17 protein-coding genes are annotated in these 16,434 nt (G+C 61.5%); 9 read left to right on the top strand and 8 right to left on the bottom strand.

The window, feature by feature from the left end:
• Positions 1 to 49: 49 nt before the first annotated feature.
• A complete protein-coding gene (locus AV059_RS16000; protein ID WP_058996017.1) occupies positions 50 to 1,513 on the bottom strand; it encodes an RtcB family protein in 1,464 nt (487 codons plus the stop codon).
• A gap of 222 nt (positions 1,514 to 1,735) precedes the next feature.
• Here AV059_RS16000 and AV059_RS15995 point away from each other — a divergent pair, with 222 nt between their 5' ends.
• From AV059_RS15995 to AV059_RS15975, 5 genes are all read left to right on the top strand, one after another.
• Positions 1,736 to 2,260, top strand: coding sequence for a DoxX family membrane protein (locus AV059_RS15995; protein WP_058997642.1), 525 nt, complete (start codon positions 1,736 to 1,738; stop codon positions 2,258 to 2,260).
• Positions 2,261 to 2,274: 14 nt separating this feature from the next.
• A complete protein-coding gene (locus AV059_RS15990; RefSeq protein ID WP_058996015.1) occupies positions 2,275 to 2,571 on the top strand; it encodes a hypothetical protein in 297 nt (98 codons plus the stop codon).
• A 191-nt stretch (positions 2,572 to 2,762) separates the two neighbouring features.
• On the top strand, positions 2,763 to 3,455 hold the full coding sequence (locus AV059_RS15985; protein WP_058996012.1) for a metal-dependent hydrolase: 693 nt from the start codon (positions 2,763 to 2,765) through the stop codon (positions 3,453 to 3,455).
• A 72-nt stretch (positions 3,456 to 3,527) separates the two neighbouring features.
• On the top strand, positions 3,528 to 4,214 hold the full coding sequence (locus tag AV059_RS15980; protein ID WP_058996010.1) for a protein sorting system archaetidylserine synthase: 687 nt from the start codon (positions 3,528 to 3,530) through the stop codon (positions 4,212 to 4,214).
• Positions 4,215 to 4,337: 123 nt separating this feature from the next.
• The gene (locus AV059_RS15975; protein ID WP_058996008.1) at positions 4,338 to 6,071 is read left to right on the top strand and encodes a histidine kinase N-terminal 7TM domain-containing protein; all 1,734 of its coding nucleotides are present in this window, start codon (positions 4,338 to 4,340) and stop codon (positions 6,069 to 6,071) included.
• A 189-nt stretch (positions 6,072 to 6,260) separates the two neighbouring features.
• On the opposite strand, the gene AV059_RS15970 is transcribed toward AV059_RS15975, so the two are convergent.
• On the bottom strand, positions 6,261 to 7,037 hold the full coding sequence (locus AV059_RS15970) for an alpha/beta fold hydrolase (protein WP_058996006.1): 777 nt from the start codon (positions 7,035 to 7,037) through the stop codon (positions 6,261 to 6,263).
• A 147-nt stretch (positions 7,038 to 7,184) separates the two neighbouring features.
• Between AV059_RS15970 and AV059_RS15965 the strand changes: the two genes are divergently transcribed.
• Both AV059_RS15965 and AV059_RS15960 read left to right on the top strand, forming a co-directional pair.
• Entirely contained in the window at positions 7,185 to 7,430 is a 246-nt protein-coding gene (locus AV059_RS15965; protein WP_058996004.1) for a hypothetical protein, read from the top strand.
• On the top strand, positions 7,430 to 9,703 hold the full coding sequence (locus AV059_RS15960) for a CDC48 family AAA ATPase (RefSeq protein WP_058996002.1): 2,274 nt from the start codon (positions 7,430 to 7,432) through the stop codon (positions 9,701 to 9,703). Before AV059_RS15965 ends, AV059_RS15960 begins: the two co-directional genes overlap by 1 nt.
• 56 nt (positions 9,704 to 9,759) lie before the next feature.
• On the opposite strand, the gene AV059_RS15955 is transcribed toward AV059_RS15960, so the two are convergent.
• Positions 9,760 to 10,512 carry a TrmB family transcriptional regulator sugar-binding domain-containing protein gene (locus AV059_RS15955; RefSeq protein WP_058996000.1) on the bottom strand — a complete coding sequence of 251 codons (753 nt, stop codon included), beginning with the start codon at positions 10,510 to 10,512 and terminating at the stop codon, positions 9,760 to 9,762.
• Between the two features lie 131 nt (positions 10,513 to 10,643).
• Between AV059_RS15955 and AV059_RS15950 the strand changes: the two genes are divergently transcribed.
• Positions 10,644 to 12,179, top strand: coding sequence for a hybrid sensor histidine kinase/response regulator (locus AV059_RS15950; RefSeq protein ID WP_058995999.1), 1,536 nt, complete (start codon positions 10,644 to 10,646; stop codon positions 12,177 to 12,179).
• A 60-nt stretch (positions 12,180 to 12,239) separates the two neighbouring features.
• Positions 12,240 to 12,800, top strand: a complete 561-nt coding sequence (locus AV059_RS15945) for a DUF420 domain-containing protein (protein ID WP_004961586.1) — start codon at positions 12,240 to 12,242, stop codon at positions 12,798 to 12,800.
• Positions 12,801 to 12,803: 3 nt separating this feature from the next.
• On the opposite strand, the gene AV059_RS15940 is transcribed toward AV059_RS15945, so the two are convergent.
• The 5 genes from AV059_RS15940 to AV059_RS15925 all read right to left on the bottom strand — a co-directional run bounded on the left by AV059_RS15940 (position 12,804) and on the right by AV059_RS15925 (position 16,360).
• Positions 12,804 to 13,364: a GNAT family N-acetyltransferase gene (locus AV059_RS15940; RefSeq protein ID WP_058995997.1), complete on the bottom strand. Its 561-nt coding sequence runs from the start codon at positions 13,362 to 13,364 to the stop codon at positions 12,804 to 12,806.
• Between the two features lie 56 nt (positions 13,365 to 13,420).
• Positions 13,421 to 14,863, bottom strand: a complete 1,443-nt coding sequence (purF, locus tag AV059_RS15935; RefSeq protein ID WP_058995995.1) for an amidophosphoribosyltransferase — start codon at positions 14,861 to 14,863, stop codon at positions 13,421 to 13,423.
• A 14-nt stretch (positions 14,864 to 14,877) separates the two neighbouring features.
• The gene (locus AV059_RS21655; RefSeq protein WP_004517916.1) at positions 14,878 to 15,051 is read right to left on the bottom strand and encodes a 50S ribosomal protein L37e; all 174 of its coding nucleotides are present in this window, start codon (positions 15,049 to 15,051) and stop codon (positions 14,878 to 14,880) included.
• Positions 15,048 to 15,230 carry an LSM domain-containing protein gene (locus AV059_RS15930; protein WP_004517917.1) on the bottom strand — a complete coding sequence of 61 codons (183 nt, stop codon included), beginning with the start codon at positions 15,228 to 15,230 and terminating at the stop codon, positions 15,048 to 15,050. Before AV059_RS15930 ends, AV059_RS21655 begins: the two co-directional genes overlap by 4 nt.
• Positions 15,231 to 15,301: 71 nt before the next feature.
• Positions 15,302 to 16,360: a M20/M25/M40 family metallo-hydrolase gene (locus AV059_RS15925; protein WP_058995992.1), complete on the bottom strand. Its 1,059-nt coding sequence runs from the start codon at positions 16,358 to 16,360 to the stop codon at positions 15,302 to 15,304.
• Between the last annotated feature and the right edge of the window lie 74 nt (positions 16,361 to 16,434).

The following is a 16,434-nucleotide window of genomic DNA, read 5'->3' as shown; positions in this document are numbered from 1 at the left end:
GACAGGGCCTTCGTGTCCTAATCACTTTCTGCCAGACCAACAGGTTCGCTCACTCAGTTGCCTTCAGATTATGGACGGCGTCGACGTACTCGACGACCTTGGCGGTGGGCTGGATGGCCGAGAGTATCGCGTCGGCGTCCTTGTACGCCATCGGCGCTTCGTCCCGGACGCCTTTGATGACGGACTCCGAGTAGATGCCGTCCATCGCTTCGGCGAACTCGTCCATATCGACCACGCTGTGAGCCCGCCGCCGGCTCATCACGCGACCCGCGCCGTGTGGCGCTGTCTGGTGGTACTCGTCGTTGCCCTTCCCGCGTGCAATAATCGACCCATCGGCCATGTTGAACGGGACCAGCAACCGCTGTCCGTCGCGGGCCGGGGTTGCCCCCTTGCGGATGGTCAGGTCGCGGAAGTCGATGTAGTTGTGAATTGACTGGAAGCGGTCGACGGGGTCGACTCCCAGCGCGTCACAGACGGCATCGCTCATCAGTTCGCGGTTCCAGCGGGCGTACTGCTGGGCGAACAGCATATCGACGAGGTAGCCGTGGGCCTCGCGACCCTCCAACCAGTCTAAGTCCGTGTTGCGGTCCTCGTCGTCGCTACTGTGGATGGCGTCTTGGACCTGTCCCAGCGCGTCGAAGGCGTTCTCGATTTCCTTGCCATCCAGTTCGCGGCGGAGGCGGTCCTTCCGGATGTAGGACTCACCCATGCCGCCAGTGACCCAGGCGTAGAGGTCGCGGGATTCGACTGTATCGGGGTCAAACTTCAGATACTCGACGTACTCTTCGGGAATCTGATCGCGGATCTCGCCGATTGTTCGGCGGTCCGTCGCCGTCGACTGCCAGTACTCGGCGACGGACTTGCCCAGATACCGGGAACCGCTGTGGATGACCAGCCAGTAGTCACCCGACTCGCGGGCCTGACCGAACTCGACAAAGTGGTTCCCGCCGCCCAGCGTCCCCGCGCTCTTGATTATATAGCCCATGCCCTGGCGCTGGTCTGCCAACACGCGGTCACACAGTGACTCGAAGTACTCTCCGTCGTAGCCGTCGAAGTCGAACTCGACGGGGTCGATGTGTTCGCCGAACCGCTCGGCATAGGCTGTGTCGAACTGCTCGAAGATGCGGTTGGCCCGCTCGAACGGGAACTCCTCGACGAAGTGGACCGCGTCGTCGTAGTCGTGGACCGACCGGCCCATCGGGACCGCCTCGCGGACGCGTCGCTCGCGCTCGGCGTCTTCTAGTGGGAGTTCCGGTCCGAGATTTGTCGCGGCCATCCCACATCCCACGTCGACGCCGACGATGTTCGGCACGACACGCTCGCTCAGCGGCATCGTGAAGCCGATAGGTGCGCCGGCCCCCCAGTGCGTGTCCGGCATGATTCGAACCGGCTCAGTAAACGCCGGATGGTCGATGAGCGTCTCGATCTGCTCCCGACACCCGCTCTCGACGAGCGATTCGTCGTCGACCATCACCCGTGCTGTGGTGTGTTCGCCCGTCAGTTCGAGTACCATTGGTGTCGTACCGTAGTTGCATGGAGGGTTTGAACCTCACGGTGGCCCGTGGGTGGCCCTCATCCTTGCGAAAGCGATTAAAAGCCACAGCCGAACTGGGCCCGAGACACGCAGCCACTGAGATGTGCCTTCTCAGCCGCTGAGATGGGTTTTCACTCTGTGGGAACACTCTATCCCTTATATGTCATAGTGGTGCGGAACTTCAAATGTGAGGTGACACAGATGTCCTATCAAGCGGCGAACCCCCTGGCAGACGACTTCGAGCTCGAGCTCGGCGGGGCCTGGACCGCATACTGGCTGGCGTTCCTGCGTGTCGTAACCGGCTGGTGGTTCTTCCACGCAGGCGTAACGAAACTCATCGAAGACGGGCTGGCCTACAGCTACGGGCCGATGTATCTCAAGCAGATGACTGGCACGGCACTCGGTCCGATCCCCGTGCTGATGGGCGAACACTTGGGCTGGGTCATTCAGGCGATGGTCCCGCTCGGAGAGACGCTCATCGGGCTCGGACTGATGGTCGGCGCGCTAGTCAGGCTCGCATCCGTGTTCGGGGTCTTCTTCATGTCCCTGTTCTGGATCGGCAACGCGGGCTTCGGCCACGGGCTGGTCAACAGCGACTTCATGGGCCTGCTGCTGTTCATGACGATGATCGTGCTGGCCACCGGTCGCTACTACGGCCTCGACGCGATCATCGAGAAGACCACACTGGTCAAACGACACCCGAAACTCAGGTACCTGCTCGGCTAAGGAAGTGACCACCAATGCAACAACACACCACCGTCATCGACAAAGCGGCGATGGCACTCAGCGGCGGACTGATGCTGCTGGGCGTCGTCGTCCTCGGCATCGTGGAGATACTGGCGGGGAAGCCCTACAGCGCGGCACCGCTGACGAACGACGCGGGCGAGATCATCGCGACACCGATGATCGATCCGACGCTCCGGACCGGGCTGGTCTTGGCCGGCCTCCTGGTCTTGGCCCTGTACGGGGTCTACAGGCTCGTCGCCCCAATGAAGACTGAGACGGCCACAACACAGCAGGAAATCACGGCAGACTGAGCAGTTCTCGTTTTCGCTGTTTTGACTCGGCGTGTCGCGTCCGTCGACAGAAGTGATAATGGGTGCCGTTTCACCCCACCGATTCCCCACTAACAACGTATTTACTATGGGTATATTAATCAAGTGGGGTAGTTTCTAATTCTGATAGAGCCCACCACAACGCTCATTTCTGTGGTAGTATTGATATCTATATGCCTTCGCTGGTGGTTCACTACGCCTTCGTTGGGTTACTCGCTGCAACGCTGCTGGGTGCTGCATTTGATAAGCGGTCGCTCCTCCTGTCGATACTCGTCGTCACATTCCCCGACATAGACGCGTTCATCGGGCTCTACTGGCAGGCCGGCCATCGGGCTGCGACGACGAACCTCGTCATCCCGGCGGTACTGGCACTCCTTATCGCGATGGACCTGTACGTGCGCGACGAATCGTATATCGAGGGCCGCTGGGGGGCCTACGGTGTTCGTGTCAGCTGGTTCTGTGTCGTGGTGTACGCGGTGGGTCACGTCCTTTTGGACCTGATTACGGGCGGCGCGAACCTCTTCTGGCCGCTGTACGACCAGTTCTATCAGCTCAGTGGCCACCTAGAGCTGTCGAGCCAGCGCGGTATCGTCCAGACGTTTGTCGAGCTACCCGAGCCGCGCGCTCAGACAGCCGGTAGCACCGGTACGGGCGGGAGCGGTGGCTCGACCACGCAGTCGATGGGCAACTCCAGCGAGGTACAGATGAGTACGGGCGTCGATCCCAATCCGGGACAGTCGGAGCCAGAAAACGTCGACCGCGTGTTCCCCATCGCCCGGAGCGGCTGGGAACTGGTCGTTCTCGTCGTTGGGACGCTCGCTACCAGCGCTCGCCTCGTCATCGGCCACGACCTCCCGGAGGAGTGACGGGGTGCCAGTCGGCGCTGTATGGCGTTCGTTTTCGAGTCCTTCATATACGCCGTGGCCAACCGGGGAACCATGGGCTTCGAGGTACGCCGACGACTCAGTGTCGCCGACACGGTGACCTTGTTCAACGCCGTCGTCGGGTTCGTCGCCGGAGCCATCGCCTTCACTGACCCGCATTTGGCCGCTCGGCTCATTCTGCTGGCGGTTATCGCTGACGCAATCGACGGAATCGTCGCCCGGAACGGCGATAGCTCAGCGGTCGGCCCGCTGCTTGATTCTGTGACTGATGTGGTTTCGTTCGGTGCAACACCGAGCCTCTTCCTTTACGTGCTGTTGACAGACGCGTACGGCGGTATCGAATCCGCCCATCCGGCCGTGTTCGTCGGCCTCGCGTTGCTCGCCTCTGCGTACGTCGTGTGCTCCATCGTCAGGACGGCGTTCTACTCGACGTATTTCGATGCACCTGACGAGCGGCCGGGAATGCCGAACACGCTCGGGAGTATCATCATCGCAACGGCGTATCTGAGCGGCATCACGAATCCGCTCGTCTTGAGTGTCGGCGCGCTCGCCCTCTCGCTGGCGATGATCGCACCCTTCGACTACCCCAAGCCGGGGCCGAAACACGCCATTCCCATGGGTGTTGTGCAAGCGGTCGCCGTCGTCGCGCCAACGGCGTTATTCCGTGCTGGACCGCGAGTGATGCTTGCCATCGCTTTGTTGTTTTTCGCGCTCAGCCCGTGGTTCTATCTCGGAGACTGAGCTACCTGCAACAGAAGCCGTTCGTTTTCCGTTATACTCGCCACACCACCATCTTGCGCACTATGTCTGGTGGTTTAAAGTCTGTTAACCGCATACACGTGGAGTACGGAGCTCACAGTAGGAATGGACTTCCAGTTCTCTTGGTACCTATATATCCCGCTTCTATCCGCTGTGGTTTCGCTTCTCATCGCTGGCGTTGGCGTGCATTACCGCGAGTGCACGGGTTCTCGCTCGCTCGCTTTTTTGATGCTTGCAATCGCATGGTGGTCAGTAATCTCTTTGATTGAACTCGGGTCGACTGACCTTGCAACCAAGCGCCTTGCACTCAAGCTCATGTATCCGGCAATTGGCGTCGTTCCTGTCGTGTGGCTCCTGTTTGCCATCCAGTACACGGGCCAAACCCGCCTTCCGACTCGCAAGGAATTGGGAGGCATACTCCTTGGGCCTGCCCTGATGGTTCTGCTCGCATGGACGAACCAATACCACGGGCTGTTCTGGTCCTCGATGGAGCTGACGTTTCAGGGATCACTTGTCGTTCTGGCGACAGATAGAGGGCCCGCGTTCTGGGTCTGGACCGCCTACGCGTATGCCGTGGTGGCTGTCGGGACCGGTCTCATGTTGAAGTTGGCGCTGTTCTCAGGACGTGTCTACCGTAGCCAGGCCATCGGACTCAGCTTAGCAGCACTCCTCCCGTGGACGGGGAACATTCTCTATCTGACTGGCGTTTCGAGCGTGTTTGACCTGACCAAGATAGGATTCGTATTCAGTGGGGTCCTTCTGGGGGGTGCTATTTTTCGCCAGCAATTGCTGCAAGTCATTCCTGCAGCCCGAGAGATTGCCCGAGATGAGATCGTCGCCTCAATGGCGGAGGCCGTCATCGTTGTCGACGAACAGGGTATCATAGTTGATCTCAATCCACAGGCAAAATATATTATGGGCGCCTCACGCCCGGAATGTATTGGCCGACCTCTCAAGGATTTGCTCCCCAGTCTGGCAGCTCTCCGTGACGCACCAACCGATGACCCCCCGGACCGAGCCGAACTTACCATTTCTGTAGATGGGGACGACCGAGCATACGAAGTCCGGCTGACACCGCTATACCGTGGCTACGGTACAGTCACCGGACAGCTACTCACACTCACTGACGTAACCGAGCGCAAAGAGCGCGAACAGCGCATTGATCGCCAGCGCCAGCGACTGGAGGTCGTCAACCGTGTCCTTCGTCACGACATCCGTAACGATATGCAGGTTATTCTGGGGACCGCTGAGAACCTTCTCATGTCACAAGGAGACCAGCCACAAGTGAAGCGAATCAAACGGAAAGGCGAGGACATTATTACATTAAGCGAGAAGGCTCGAGATCTTGAACGGTTTGTCGGGAACGGGACAGCCGAAACGACGACTGTTGATATCAGTGCTGTCATTGCAGACGTAGTTGCTGACCTCGAACAAACGTATCCAGACGCGGAATTTCACGTCGAGCGACCCGAAACGGCGGCGGTGTCCGCTATTGATTTGGTTGACTCCGCGCTGCGAAACGTTCTGGAAAACGCGGCCGAACACAATGATCAGGCGGTCCCGGAGGTAGCGGTGACGGTTAGGAGGGACACTGATGGACACGGGGACGTCATAGTCGAAATTGCCGACAACGGTCCTGGGCTCCCTGACCGGGAACAGGAGGTGATCGAAACGGGGACAGAGACAGCACTCAAGCACAGCAGTGGACTGGGTCTCTGGATCGCCTACTGGACAGTCACCAACTCCGGCGGCACAATCACGTTCAGCGAGAATACGCCACGGGGCTCAGTCATCACGATTCGCCTGCCGCCTGCTTCAGCAGCACAACCGCAGCCGTGATGCCTGCTATTGCCGGCACCTGACATTGGTACCCTGAAATATTCGAGGGACAATCGGGTGGCAAACCCATTGCGCCCACTTCAGAAGAAGTCACAGACAGTAGACAGCCAATGGATTGCCCTTCCGGCTCCTGTACGCTGTCAGCAGGTGTGAATCTCAACAGCGCCGATTCAGGAGACGCCGAATCGTTCAGACCGCATCCTGAATAAACGACGCCATACTGTCATTGAACACCTTAGCCTGTTCGACCATCGCTAAGTGGGCGGCATCGGGGACAAACGACACCTCTCCGTGGGGGATTTCGTTGGCCAGTGTCTCGTGATACGCACGCGGAGTCAGTTTGTCGTGCTCGCCACAGATAGCCAGCACGGGCACGTCGATCTCATCGAGTCTGTCGCGCACATCGAACCCGTGACAGGTCATGAAATCGCGGCGGGTCACGGCCTGCCCGACCGCCGCCATCTGTTCTCGGGAGCGGGCGAGGGCCTCGTGGTCCGTATCGTGGAACAGGCGGTCCCGTTCGTGTAAGAACTCGACAGCACGGTCCCAGTCGTCTGCGAGCCATTCCTGCAGCCCTTCGAACACCGGGAGTTCGGGGCCGGTCCCCAGCAACACTATCGCCGCGGGCGTCCAGTCCCGCTCCAGTGCGACCCACTGGGCGACGGCCCCGCCCAGCGAATTCCCGATCAGCACCTCCGCGTCTGTCTCCCGCCCCACAGCGACCACATCGTCCGCGTAGGCGTCGAGTGTCGTGGTCCCGGCGTTGGTGTCGATATCCTCGGAGTCACCGTGACCTGACAGGTCCAGTGCGACGGCAGGATGGGTCGGACCGGACGGCGCGTACTGGCGGCCCCACACGCGGTGTGTCGCCCCGCTGCCGTGGACATACAGCGCCGTCGGTCCCGTCGCAGTAGACTGTGTCTGTCTGTACGCCGTGACTCGCCCGTCGTGACTGACCTGTTCCATGCGACACCGTTCGGAAGCGGTGTGGATAAAACGTTGGCGCGCTCAAAGAGAGTGTGAACCGCATTCAAGCAACTCTACTTATTTTTCTGCCGTACGGCGTATTTCGGCGATGAGTTTATATACTTATAGCACTTACTTTTGGTTAGCATGACTTCAGAACAGCAGTTGTTCGACGAGACGCCCCTCCGCCGATTCGAGTACGACGACAGCGTCGTGTTCGCGGCGGACGTGGGACCTGCCGCCGATGCGAGTGTCGATGTGGTCGACGGGACCGTCATCGTCGTCGCTGACGGCCACCAGTACGAACAAGAAATCCCCGCTGGCGACGCACGAGCGTTTATCAACCACGGGGTTCTCACTATCGAACTGTCAGAGAGCGAGGGAGATTACTGATGAGACTCACTGTTAAACCACTCAAACAGAAAGACGCCGGCCGTGGCCTCGCGGCTATCGACCGCGCCGCGATGGATGAACTCGAACTCGAGAACGGCGACTACATCGTTCTCGAAGGGAAACAGGACAGCCGCGCGGTCGCCCGGGTCTGGCCCGGCTACCCCGAGGACGAGGGGAACGGTATCGTCCGCATTGACGGGCAGCTTCGCCAGGAGGCGAACGTTGGTATCGACGACCCCGTCAATATCGAAAAGGCCGACGTCAACCCCGCGACCTCGGTCACCGTCGCGCTGCCCCAGAACCTCCGGGTTCGGGGCAACGTCGGCCCGATGATTCGCAACAACCTCAGCGGTCAGGCCGTCACACAGGGCCAGACCGTTCCGGTGAGCTTCGGCCTCGGACCGCTCTCCTCGATGTCCGGCCAGAAGATCCCGCTGAAGATCGCCGAAACCGAGCCCTCCGGCACAGTCGTCGTGACCGACTCCACGGAGATACAGGTCAGCGAGATGCCCGCCGAACAGGTCCACAGCGGCGAGGGCGCACCTGAAGCGAGCGACACGCCCGACGTGACATACGAGGACATCGGCGGCCTCGACCGCGAGCTTGAACAGGTCCGCGAGATGATCGAGCTGCCGATGCGCCACCCCGAACTGTTCCAGCAGCTCGGTATCGAGCCGCCGAAGGGCGTTCTCCTGCACGGCCCGCCCGGCACCGGGAAGACGCTGATGGCCAAGGCCGTCGCCAACGAAATCGACGCGTACTTCACCACCATCTCCGGCCCGGAGATCATGTCGAAGTACTACGGTGAGAGCGAGGAGCAACTCCGCGAGGTCTTCGAAGAGGCCGAAGAGAACGCCCCCGCCATCGTCTTCATCGACGAGATCGACTCCATCGCCCCCAAGCGCGGCGAGACCCAGGGCGACGTGGAACGCCGCGTCGTCGCCCAGCTACTGAGCCTGATGGACGGTCTCGAAGAGCGCGGACAGGTCATCGTCATCGGCGCGACCAACCGCGTCGACGATATCGACCCCGCCTTGCGCCGTGGCGGTCGCTTCGACCGCGAGATCGAGATCGGCGTCCCGGACAAGAAGGGCCGCAAAGAGATCCTGCAGGTCCACACCCGCGGGATGCCCCTCTCCGAGGAGATCAACATCGAGAACTACGCCGAGAACACCCACGGCTTCGTCGGCGCTGACCTCGCGACCCTCACGAAAGAGAGCGCGATGAACGCCCTTCGGCGCATCCGCCCCGAACTCGACCTCGAATCCGACGAGATCGACGCCGAGGTGCTGGAACGCCTGGAGATCAGCGACACGGACTTCCGCGAGGCGATGAAGGGCATCGAACCCTCCGCGCTCCGGGAGGTCTTCGTCGAAGTCCCGGACGTCACCTGGGACTCCGTCGGTGGACTCGAAGACACCAAGGAACGGCTCCGGGAGACCATCCAGTGGCCCCTTGAGTACGAGGACGTGTTCGAGTCGATGGACCTCGAAGCCGCAAAGGGTGTGCTGATGTACGGTCCGCCCGGCACCGGGAAGACGCTGCTGGCGAAGGCCGTCGCCAACGAGGCCCAGTCCAACTTCATCTCCGTGAAGGGGCCGGAACTCCTGAACAAGTTCGTCGGTGAGTCCGAGAAGGGCGTCCGCGAAGTGTTCAGCAAGGCCCGCGAGAACGCCCCGACTGTGGTGTTCTTCGACGAGATCGACTCCATCGCCGGCGAACGTGGCGGCGGCACGACCGACTCCGGCGTCGGCGAACGCGTCGTCTCCCAGCTCCTGACGGAACTGGACGGCATCGAGGACATGGAGAACGTCGTGGTCGTCGCGACCACGAATCGGCCGGACCTCATCGACGACGCGCTCCTGCGCCCCGGCCGGCTCGACAGGCACGTCCATGTGCCCGTCCCGGACGAGGAAGCCCGGCGCGCTATCTTCCAGGTCCACACCCGCGACAAGCCGCTGGCCGACGGCGTCGACCTCGACGACCTGGCCAGTCGCACTGACGGCTACGTCGGCGCGGACATCGAAGCGGTCGCCCGCGAGGCGTCGATGGCCGCGACCCGGGAGTTCATCAACAGTGTGGACCCCGAGGAGATCGGTGACAGTGTCAGCAACGTCCGCGTGACGATGGACCACTTCGAGGACGCGCTCTCCGAAGTCGGTCCCAGCGTCACCGAGGAAACTCGCGAGCGCTACGACGAGATCGAACAGCGCTTCGACCGGGCTGAACCTGGCGTCACCGACGAAAGCACGGCCAGTCGCACCTTCCAGTAGCGACGGTCGGCACACCACCGCTGATTTTCCGCACTGTAGGCACGTTTCCTGCTGCGTTATTGATTGTCAGCCCTGTCAAGCGTGATTTCACGACACTCGTAGGCTTCCTTCGTGGCACCGGACCCGCCGACAGTGACTGGTCCGTCCTCGGTCTCGATGGTGAGTGACCGTTCGGCCGGGTTCGTGCTCGATGCGGGATAGACGAGACTCTGCCGGGCGTTTATGACCGGCCCCGATATCGTTGTCTCAGTTCGGTCAGCCGTCGAGAGTACCCGGGCGCGAGCAGTAATCTGCGTCCCCGCGCGCAGCGCCAGCGCCGACATGAGCACCGCGAACTGAAACGCGGAGAACGTCCGCGGGAACTCACACACGTCGGCGACGTAGCGTTCCGTCCCCATCAGCCAGTGGCTCCCGAGAAACATCGTGAACTGGTCGTGCGCGAGGTTCTTGTTATCGAATTCGGTTGCCTGATATTCTGCTATCGAGTCAGTCAGCAGTCCGGAATGCCCAGTGAGTCCACGCTGGGTGTCGGCGGTAACGAGCAATGGGGTGATGTCGCTCTCGATTGTCCTGACCGCTGTTGCGATATCCTCGTATGCGGGCGTCGGTCCTGTCTCATCGCCATGGACCAGTAACAACACCAGCACATCCCGCTCGATAGCGGCGCTGAGTTGCGGCACAAGCTCCGAGAGGGCGGATATCGGTACCGCAACCGTGAGACTCTCCTCGGCACTGTCGGTAAGTGATTGTATCGCATCGAGGACTGCCGCCTGAGTCTGATGAATCTCCAGCCCCGGTTGTGCCATCATCAGAGGATTCGCTGCCACGAGTATAAATCGTCCCCTGAATTGGGCGATACCGTCGCTGAGACGGGCGAAGTGTCAGTAAGAGGGATGGTCGTGGTGTAACTTCTTTATGTGTGTGTCTCCTCGGAAGGGTGATGAAGTCACAGCCCACCGTCCTGTTTGTCCGTAGTCCGAGCCAGGACAGGGCCGCGATTTCGATGCTTCGGGACAGCGGTCTCACCGTCCACGAGTTCGATGGTGTTCGTGAACTGGAGTGTGCGCTCGGCGAGTACGACACGGATTGTGTCGTCACGAACTGCGAAGTGGGGAACCCGGACGGAACACAGTACCTCGGTGGGCTAACGCTTATCGAACGACTGCGGGAAAGCCATCCCGAACTTCCAGTCATCCTTTTTGCTGAGGTGACGAACGGAGACATCGCTCGTGAGGCATACGGCCGCGACGTGTTCGGATACGTTCCGAACACCGTGGCTGACGCCCACCAGCGGCTTCTGGCACAGGTCGACGCCGCCGTCGCGTCCAGCCCGGCCCGTCAACGGGCAAACAAGCGAAAACAGCTCAACGAGGCCGTCCGGCTGGTCAATCAGGCGCTCGTCCGCTCACAGTCACGGATAGATATCGAACACGACGTCACGGCAGTGCTGGCGGGCACGTCCAGATACAGCGAAGCCTGTACGGTGACCTGTCAGCACGACAGGCCGGTCGTTCGAGCGCTGGGCTCACAGCGAGACCGCGTTTCCATCGCCGTGCCGGAGCCGTTGCGTCGCGCTGACTCGGAGGACAGACTGGTCGTTGCAGACATCGACCCAGCAACGGTCGCGAACGGCACAGACGCACTGGAGACGGACTGCGTCCGCGTGCTCGCTGTTCCACTGGTGTACGATGGGGCGTCGTACGGTGTCCTCGGAGTGTACGCCGACCGTGTCGATATCTTCGACATGGAAGAACAGGACACGTTCCGGGAGGTCGGCCACAATATCGCGCTGGCTATCGACGCGAGCCAGACGAAAGACGCGCTCCAGCAGCGGACGACGGAGCTGGAACGACAGAAAGAGCGGCTCCGAGAGCTTGCACAGATCATCTCACACGAACTCCGGAACCCGCTTCAGGCAGCGATGGGACGGGTCGAACTGCTAGCCCCTGAACACGACGCCGAGGAGTTCGACGCCATCCAGCGCAGCCACACCCGTATGTCGTTTCTTATCGACGACCTCATGCAGATCGCCCGACAGGGCGGCCGACAGTACACCGTCGAGCCAGTCACACTCTGCGACGTGATGGCGGACGCCTGGGCGACGGTCAACACCGATGGGTCGACCATCGAAATCGACTGTACCGAGACGATATTGGCCGATAGCACCCGGCTGTGTCAGCTCGCGAAGAATTTCTTCCGGCTCGCGACGGAGCAGAGCGATACCGGGAAGATAACTGTCATGGACACGGCCGATGGGTTCGCCCTCGAACACAACGGCCCTCCGTTGGAGACGGGAAACGAGGGGCCGTTTGAACTCTACTACGCCTCCAGTGACGAAGGGGTCGGGCTCCACCTCGCCGTGATCCGGGAAATCGCACAGGGCCACGGGTGGGAAATCGCCCTCTCCAACGAATCGGCGGGACGGGTCCGGCTGGACGTAACCGACGTCGAGCGGCCGGCAGCGAAAACCACGTAGGACCCCGCCTCGCCGTACGCGACTCGAAACCGTATTCTGGATTCAGTCCGGAGTTGTGATATGGATCTTCAGGCTCGGTATCGCGTGCCAGCACTCACTGGCCTGTTGACGGTCGTGTCGCTTGCGCTCGTGTTCGGGGCCGTTCTCGGGGCGATTCCCCAGTCGGCCCTCCCCGCTGCGCCCGCGAGCGTTCTCGGGGCAATTCCCCACGCCAACGCCGTAGTCAGCGCCCTCGCTATCGGAACAATCATCGGCGGTGTCCGGGCCATCCGCCGCGGAAACATCGCTCGACACCGGAAACTGATGCTCTCCTCGTTTGGCCTGTTCGCCCTGTTTCTCGTGCTGTACCTCTACCGGATAACGCTCGTCGGGCCGACGGACTTCACCGGCCCGTCAGTCGTCGAGACCTACTTCTACCTGCCGTTTCTCGCCGTCCACATCTTGCTCGCCATCATCGCCATCCCGGCGGTGTACTACGTCCTGCTTCTGGCTTACACATACCCCGTCTCGGAACTGCCATCGACAAACCACCCGCGAGCCGGAAAGCTGGCCGCAAGCCTGTGGCTGATCTCCTTCTCGATGGGAATCGTCGTGTACGCGATGCTGTATCTGGTGTGGTAAGGCCTAGTCGCGCTCTGTTCGAAGCAGGCCGAACCACAACATATCGCGCCACGCGCCGTCGAGATACCACTCCGCTCGGTGCGTGCCCTCTTTCGTGAATCCCAGTCGTTCGATCACCGCGACGGAGCGGTCGTTTCCGCCCACAATCTTTGCCGACCATTTCCGGAGCGCCCGCTGGTCGAAGCCATACTGGACCAGCCTGCCCGCCGCCTCAGTGGCGTACCCCTGACCCCAGGCGTCCGGGTCAAGCCAGTACGCCAGTTCGGCTGTGCCGCGCTCCGTGTCGTGGTCCGTCATGGCGACGAGTCCGACCGGCTCAGTCCGGTCCTCAACTGGGCCGGGACTCCCAGTCGGATCGATACAGACCAGTAGATGGACCGAGTCCTCGTCAGAAAGGGTCTCTTCGTAGTAGGTCTCCATCTGGTCGCCGGTCGGCGGGCGGGCGTATGTCCCCAGCCCCCAGACCTGTTCGTCGTGAAAGACGTGTTGTATCCAGTCGAGGTCGTCTCGTTCCGGGGACCGGAGGGCGGTTCGGTCGGTCGCGAGAAAGGACGGCCCTGGCATGGGCGACGCCTCGCTCGGACTGGGCAAAAATGTAGTGCTGTGCAGCACCGACGACGCTAGTCGTCAGCCGGGCTCGACTGCGTCCCGATATCCGGGCGGGCAACGTCCCGATCCGTCGCCTCGCCCTCAATATCGTAGGGGTATTCGCCGGTGACACAGCCGAGACAGAGGTCAGTCCGGCTCTTGTCCAGCGTTTCCGCGATGGCGTCGATAGAGAGATACGACAGCGAGTCCGCCTCGATTTCGTCGCGGATTTCGTCGACAGACTGGTTCCCGGCGATGAGTTCATCGCGGGAGGCCATGTCGATGCCCATGTAACAGGGCGCGACGATGGGCGGCGCGCCGATGCGGACGTGGACCTCCTCGGCCCCGGCGTCTTTCAGCAGCTTGATCAGTTGCGTCGAGGTCGTCCCGCGGACAATAGAGTCGTCGATGATGGTGACGCTTTTGCCCTCGATTGTGGACTTGATGGGGTTGAGCTTCAGTCGGACAGCCCGCTCGCGTTCGTCCTGCGTCGGCATGATGAAGGTGCGACCGACGTACCGGTTTTTCATCAGCCCCTCGGCGAACTCGATGTTCGAGCCGTCGTCCTGTGCGGCCTCAGCGTATCCGGAGGCGAACGCACGCCCGGAGTCGGGCACCGGCAACACCACGTCCGACTCGACGCCGGACTCCTCCCAGAGTTTCCGACCGAGTTCGCGCCGGACCTCGTAGACGAGGTTCTCGTCAATGGTCGAGTCCGGTCGCGCGAAGTAGACGTGTTCGAAGAAGCAATGGGCCGTGTTCTCTGGCTCGACAAGCTGATAGGTGTCGTAGCCCGTTCCGTCGGCGTGCAGGACGACGAGTTCGCCGGGCTTGACATCACGGATCAGTTCGCCGTCAAGGGTGTCGATGGCTGCTGATTCGGAGGCGAGGACGTAGCCGTCCTCGAGTTCGCCGATACACAGCGGTCGGTTCCCCTGCGGGTCGCGCACGCCGAGGACCGTCTCGTCGTGCATGATAGTCAGCGAGTACGACCCGTGGATGCGATTCATCGTCCGTTTGACAGCCCGAACCAGATCCTCCTCGAGGAGATTACGCGCGAGGTCGTGGGCGATGACCTCGGTGTCGCCATCGGACGTAAAGGCGTGGCCGAGGTCAGCCAGTTCGTCGCCGATCTCGTCAGCGTTGACGAGGTTCCCGTTGTGGGACAGGCCCAGCGACCCCGACTTGAACGAGACGGAGAACGGCTGGGCACAGCAGGCGTTGACACTCCCGGCCGTCGGGTATCGGACGTGACCGATACCGTTGGAGCCGTTGAGCGCCTCCAGATCGCCGGGGTCGAATGCGTCACCGACGAGTCCCATTTCGACATGGCTGTACTGCTGGAACCCGTCGTGGGTGACGATACCGGCCGATTCCTGGCCGCGATGCTGGAGCGCGTACAAGGAGTAGTAAAGCGGTCGGGCGGCGTCACGGTCCTCCAAAGAGATGCCAACAACGCCGCACTTCTCGTGCATTTGTGTTGAGTGAGTTATTCGCCCGCTTTCGACTGCCACTCGTAGTCACGCCGCTTGGCCGACTTGCCGAAACCGCACGACGAGCAGACCTTCTTTTTCGTGTGATACGACTTTTCACCACACCGTCGGCACTTCGTGTGCGTCGTGGTGTTTTTCTTGCCCTGACTCGGAGTTCCTGCGCCAGTCATGGAGTAATTGAGACGACGTTATCGCCGCGTATAATCGTTGTGTCTTCATCCTCGACGACGAGGTTCATGTGTTGGTCGTAGCCGGTGAGTTCCCCCTCGAACAGTTCGCCACCCTTCAGCTGTACGGTGACTGTCTCACCGAGGGACGCTTCGAGTACATCTAGCGGTCGTCCACTCATGTACGGTTTGGATAGTGATGGCCGCTTAAACGTACCGTTTGTCTGATGGCGCGCGAGAGCGTTCAACTATCCTACACGTCGACGCTAAAGGGCGCTTGCTCGGCCGCTCGGACGGCGAAGCCAGCGAGCAGGTCCGCGAGCGCGTCGAGGTCGTCCGGGTCGATGACTTCGACCGGCGTGTGCATGTAGCGGTTCGGCAGGCCGACGTTGACCGATGGAATCCCACCGCGGGAAGTGTAGAAGGCGTCCGCGTCGGTCCCGGTCCGGATACCGGTCGCCTGCAACTGGATGTCGATGTCCTCGGCGTCACTCGTTTCTCGAAGGGCGTCGACGGCGACCGGGTGGTTCGCGCTCCCGCGAGCAACGACCGGTCCCTCGCCGAGTTCCACACCCGTCGCGGCTTTGCCCGGCGAGCCCGGTGCGTCCGTTGCGTGTGTCACGTCCGCTGCGATGGCGACATCGGGCGCGAGGTCGAATCCAACCATCTTCGCACCCTGTACACCGACTTCTTCCTGCACCGTCGAAACAGCGTACACCGTTGCGTCCGCATCTGACTCTGCCGCGCGGCGGAGGCCCTCTGCGGCCGCCCAGATGCCGATACGGTTGTCCATCGCCCGTGCAGCGAGGCGGCCGTTCTCCAGTTCACTCAGCGTCTGGACGAACGTCACCGGGTCGCCGCGGTCGACGAGCGATTCTACCTCGTCGCCGTCCTCGGCCCCGATGTCGACGTGCTGTTCAGCGATCTCCGGCACCGAGTCGTCGTCCGAATCTCGGAGGTGAATTGCGGTCTGTCCCACGACACCCGAGACAGGACCGTCAGCCGTGTGAATAGTGACGTGTTGCCCGCGCGAGACGGTCTTGTCAGAGCCGCCGATGCGGCCCAGTTTGACGAAGCCATCGTCCGTGAAGTCCCGAACGATGAACCCAATTTCGTCGCCGTGGCCTGCGAGCGCAACGGTTGTGTCGCCGCCCTCAACCTTCGCAACAGCGTTCCCGTAGTCGTCCGTTCGGACCTCGTCGGCGAACTCGCTGACGTAGTCGAGCCACACCCGCTGGCTGTCGGCCTCGTATCCAGACGGGCCGGGCGTTGTCAGCAGCGATTCAAGGAACTCTCGTCGTCGTGTGTCCATACACGAGATAATTGCCCCGTTGTCATGAAAACAACGGACGGCATACGGTCTGGGACATCTCGGCGTGGTCCCGG

Source organism: Haloarcula sp. CBA1127 (genome assembly GCF_001485575.1).
In the GTDB taxonomy this organism is placed as follows: Archaea; Halobacteriota; Halobacteria; order Halobacteriales; family Haloarculaceae; genus Haloarcula.
This window is presented reverse-complemented; position numbering and strand designations above follow the sequence as displayed.

Excerpts from the sequence above, each read along its gene's own strand:
- AV059_RS15970 (WP_058996006.1), bottom strand. The coding sequence starts at position 7,037 with ATGGAACAGGTCAGTCACGACGGGCGAGTCACGGCGTACAGACAGACA.
- purF (WP_058995995.1), bottom strand. The coding sequence starts at position 14,863 with ATGCACGAGAAGTGCGGCGTTGTTGGCATCTCTTTGGAGGACCGTGAC.
- AV059_RS15985 (WP_058996012.1), top strand. The coding sequence starts at position 2,763 with ATGCCTTCGCTGGTGGTTCACTACGCCTTCGTTGGGTTACTCGCTGCA.
- AV059_RS15940 (WP_058995997.1), bottom strand. The coding sequence starts at position 13,364 with ATGCCAGGGCCGTCCTTTCTCGCGACCGACCGAACCGCCCTCCGGTCC.
- AV059_RS15955 (WP_058996000.1), bottom strand. The coding sequence starts at position 10,512 with ATGATGGCACAACCGGGGCTGGAGATTCATCAGACTCAGGCGGCAGTC.
- AV059_RS21655 (WP_004517916.1), bottom strand. The coding sequence starts at position 15,051 with ATGACTGGCGCAGGAACTCCGAGTCAGGGCAAGAAAAACACCACGACG.
- AV059_RS15995 (WP_058997642.1), top strand. The coding sequence starts at position 1,736 with ATGTCCTATCAAGCGGCGAACCCCCTGGCAGACGACTTCGAGCTCGAG.
- AV059_RS15960 (WP_058996002.1), top strand. The coding sequence starts at position 7,430 with ATGAGACTCACTGTTAAACCACTCAAACAGAAAGACGCCGGCCGTGGC.
- AV059_RS15930 (WP_004517917.1), bottom strand. The coding sequence starts at position 15,230 with ATGAGTGGACGACCGCTAGATGTACTCGAAGCGTCCCTCGGTGAGACA.
- AV059_RS15925 (WP_058995992.1), bottom strand. The coding sequence starts at position 16,360 with ATGGACACACGACGACGAGAGTTCCTTGAATCGCTGCTGACAACGCCC.
- AV059_RS15975 (WP_058996008.1), top strand. The coding sequence starts at position 4,338 with ATGGACTTCCAGTTCTCTTGGTACCTATATATCCCGCTTCTATCCGCT.
- AV059_RS16000 (WP_058996017.1), bottom strand. The coding sequence starts at position 1,513 with ATGGTACTCGAACTGACGGGCGAACACACCACAGCACGGGTGATGGTC.
- AV059_RS15965 (WP_058996004.1), top strand. The coding sequence starts at position 7,185 with ATGACTTCAGAACAGCAGTTGTTCGACGAGACGCCCCTCCGCCGATTC.
- AV059_RS15945 (WP_004961586.1), top strand. The coding sequence starts at position 12,240 with ATGGATCTTCAGGCTCGGTATCGCGTGCCAGCACTCACTGGCCTGTTG.
- AV059_RS15990 (WP_058996015.1), top strand. The coding sequence starts at position 2,275 with ATGCAACAACACACCACCGTCATCGACAAAGCGGCGATGGCACTCAGC.
- AV059_RS15980 (WP_058996010.1), top strand. The coding sequence starts at position 3,528 with ATGGGCTTCGAGGTACGCCGACGACTCAGTGTCGCCGACACGGTGACC.
- AV059_RS15950 (WP_058995999.1), top strand. The coding sequence starts at position 10,644 with ATGAAGTCACAGCCCACCGTCCTGTTTGTCCGTAGTCCGAGCCAGGAC.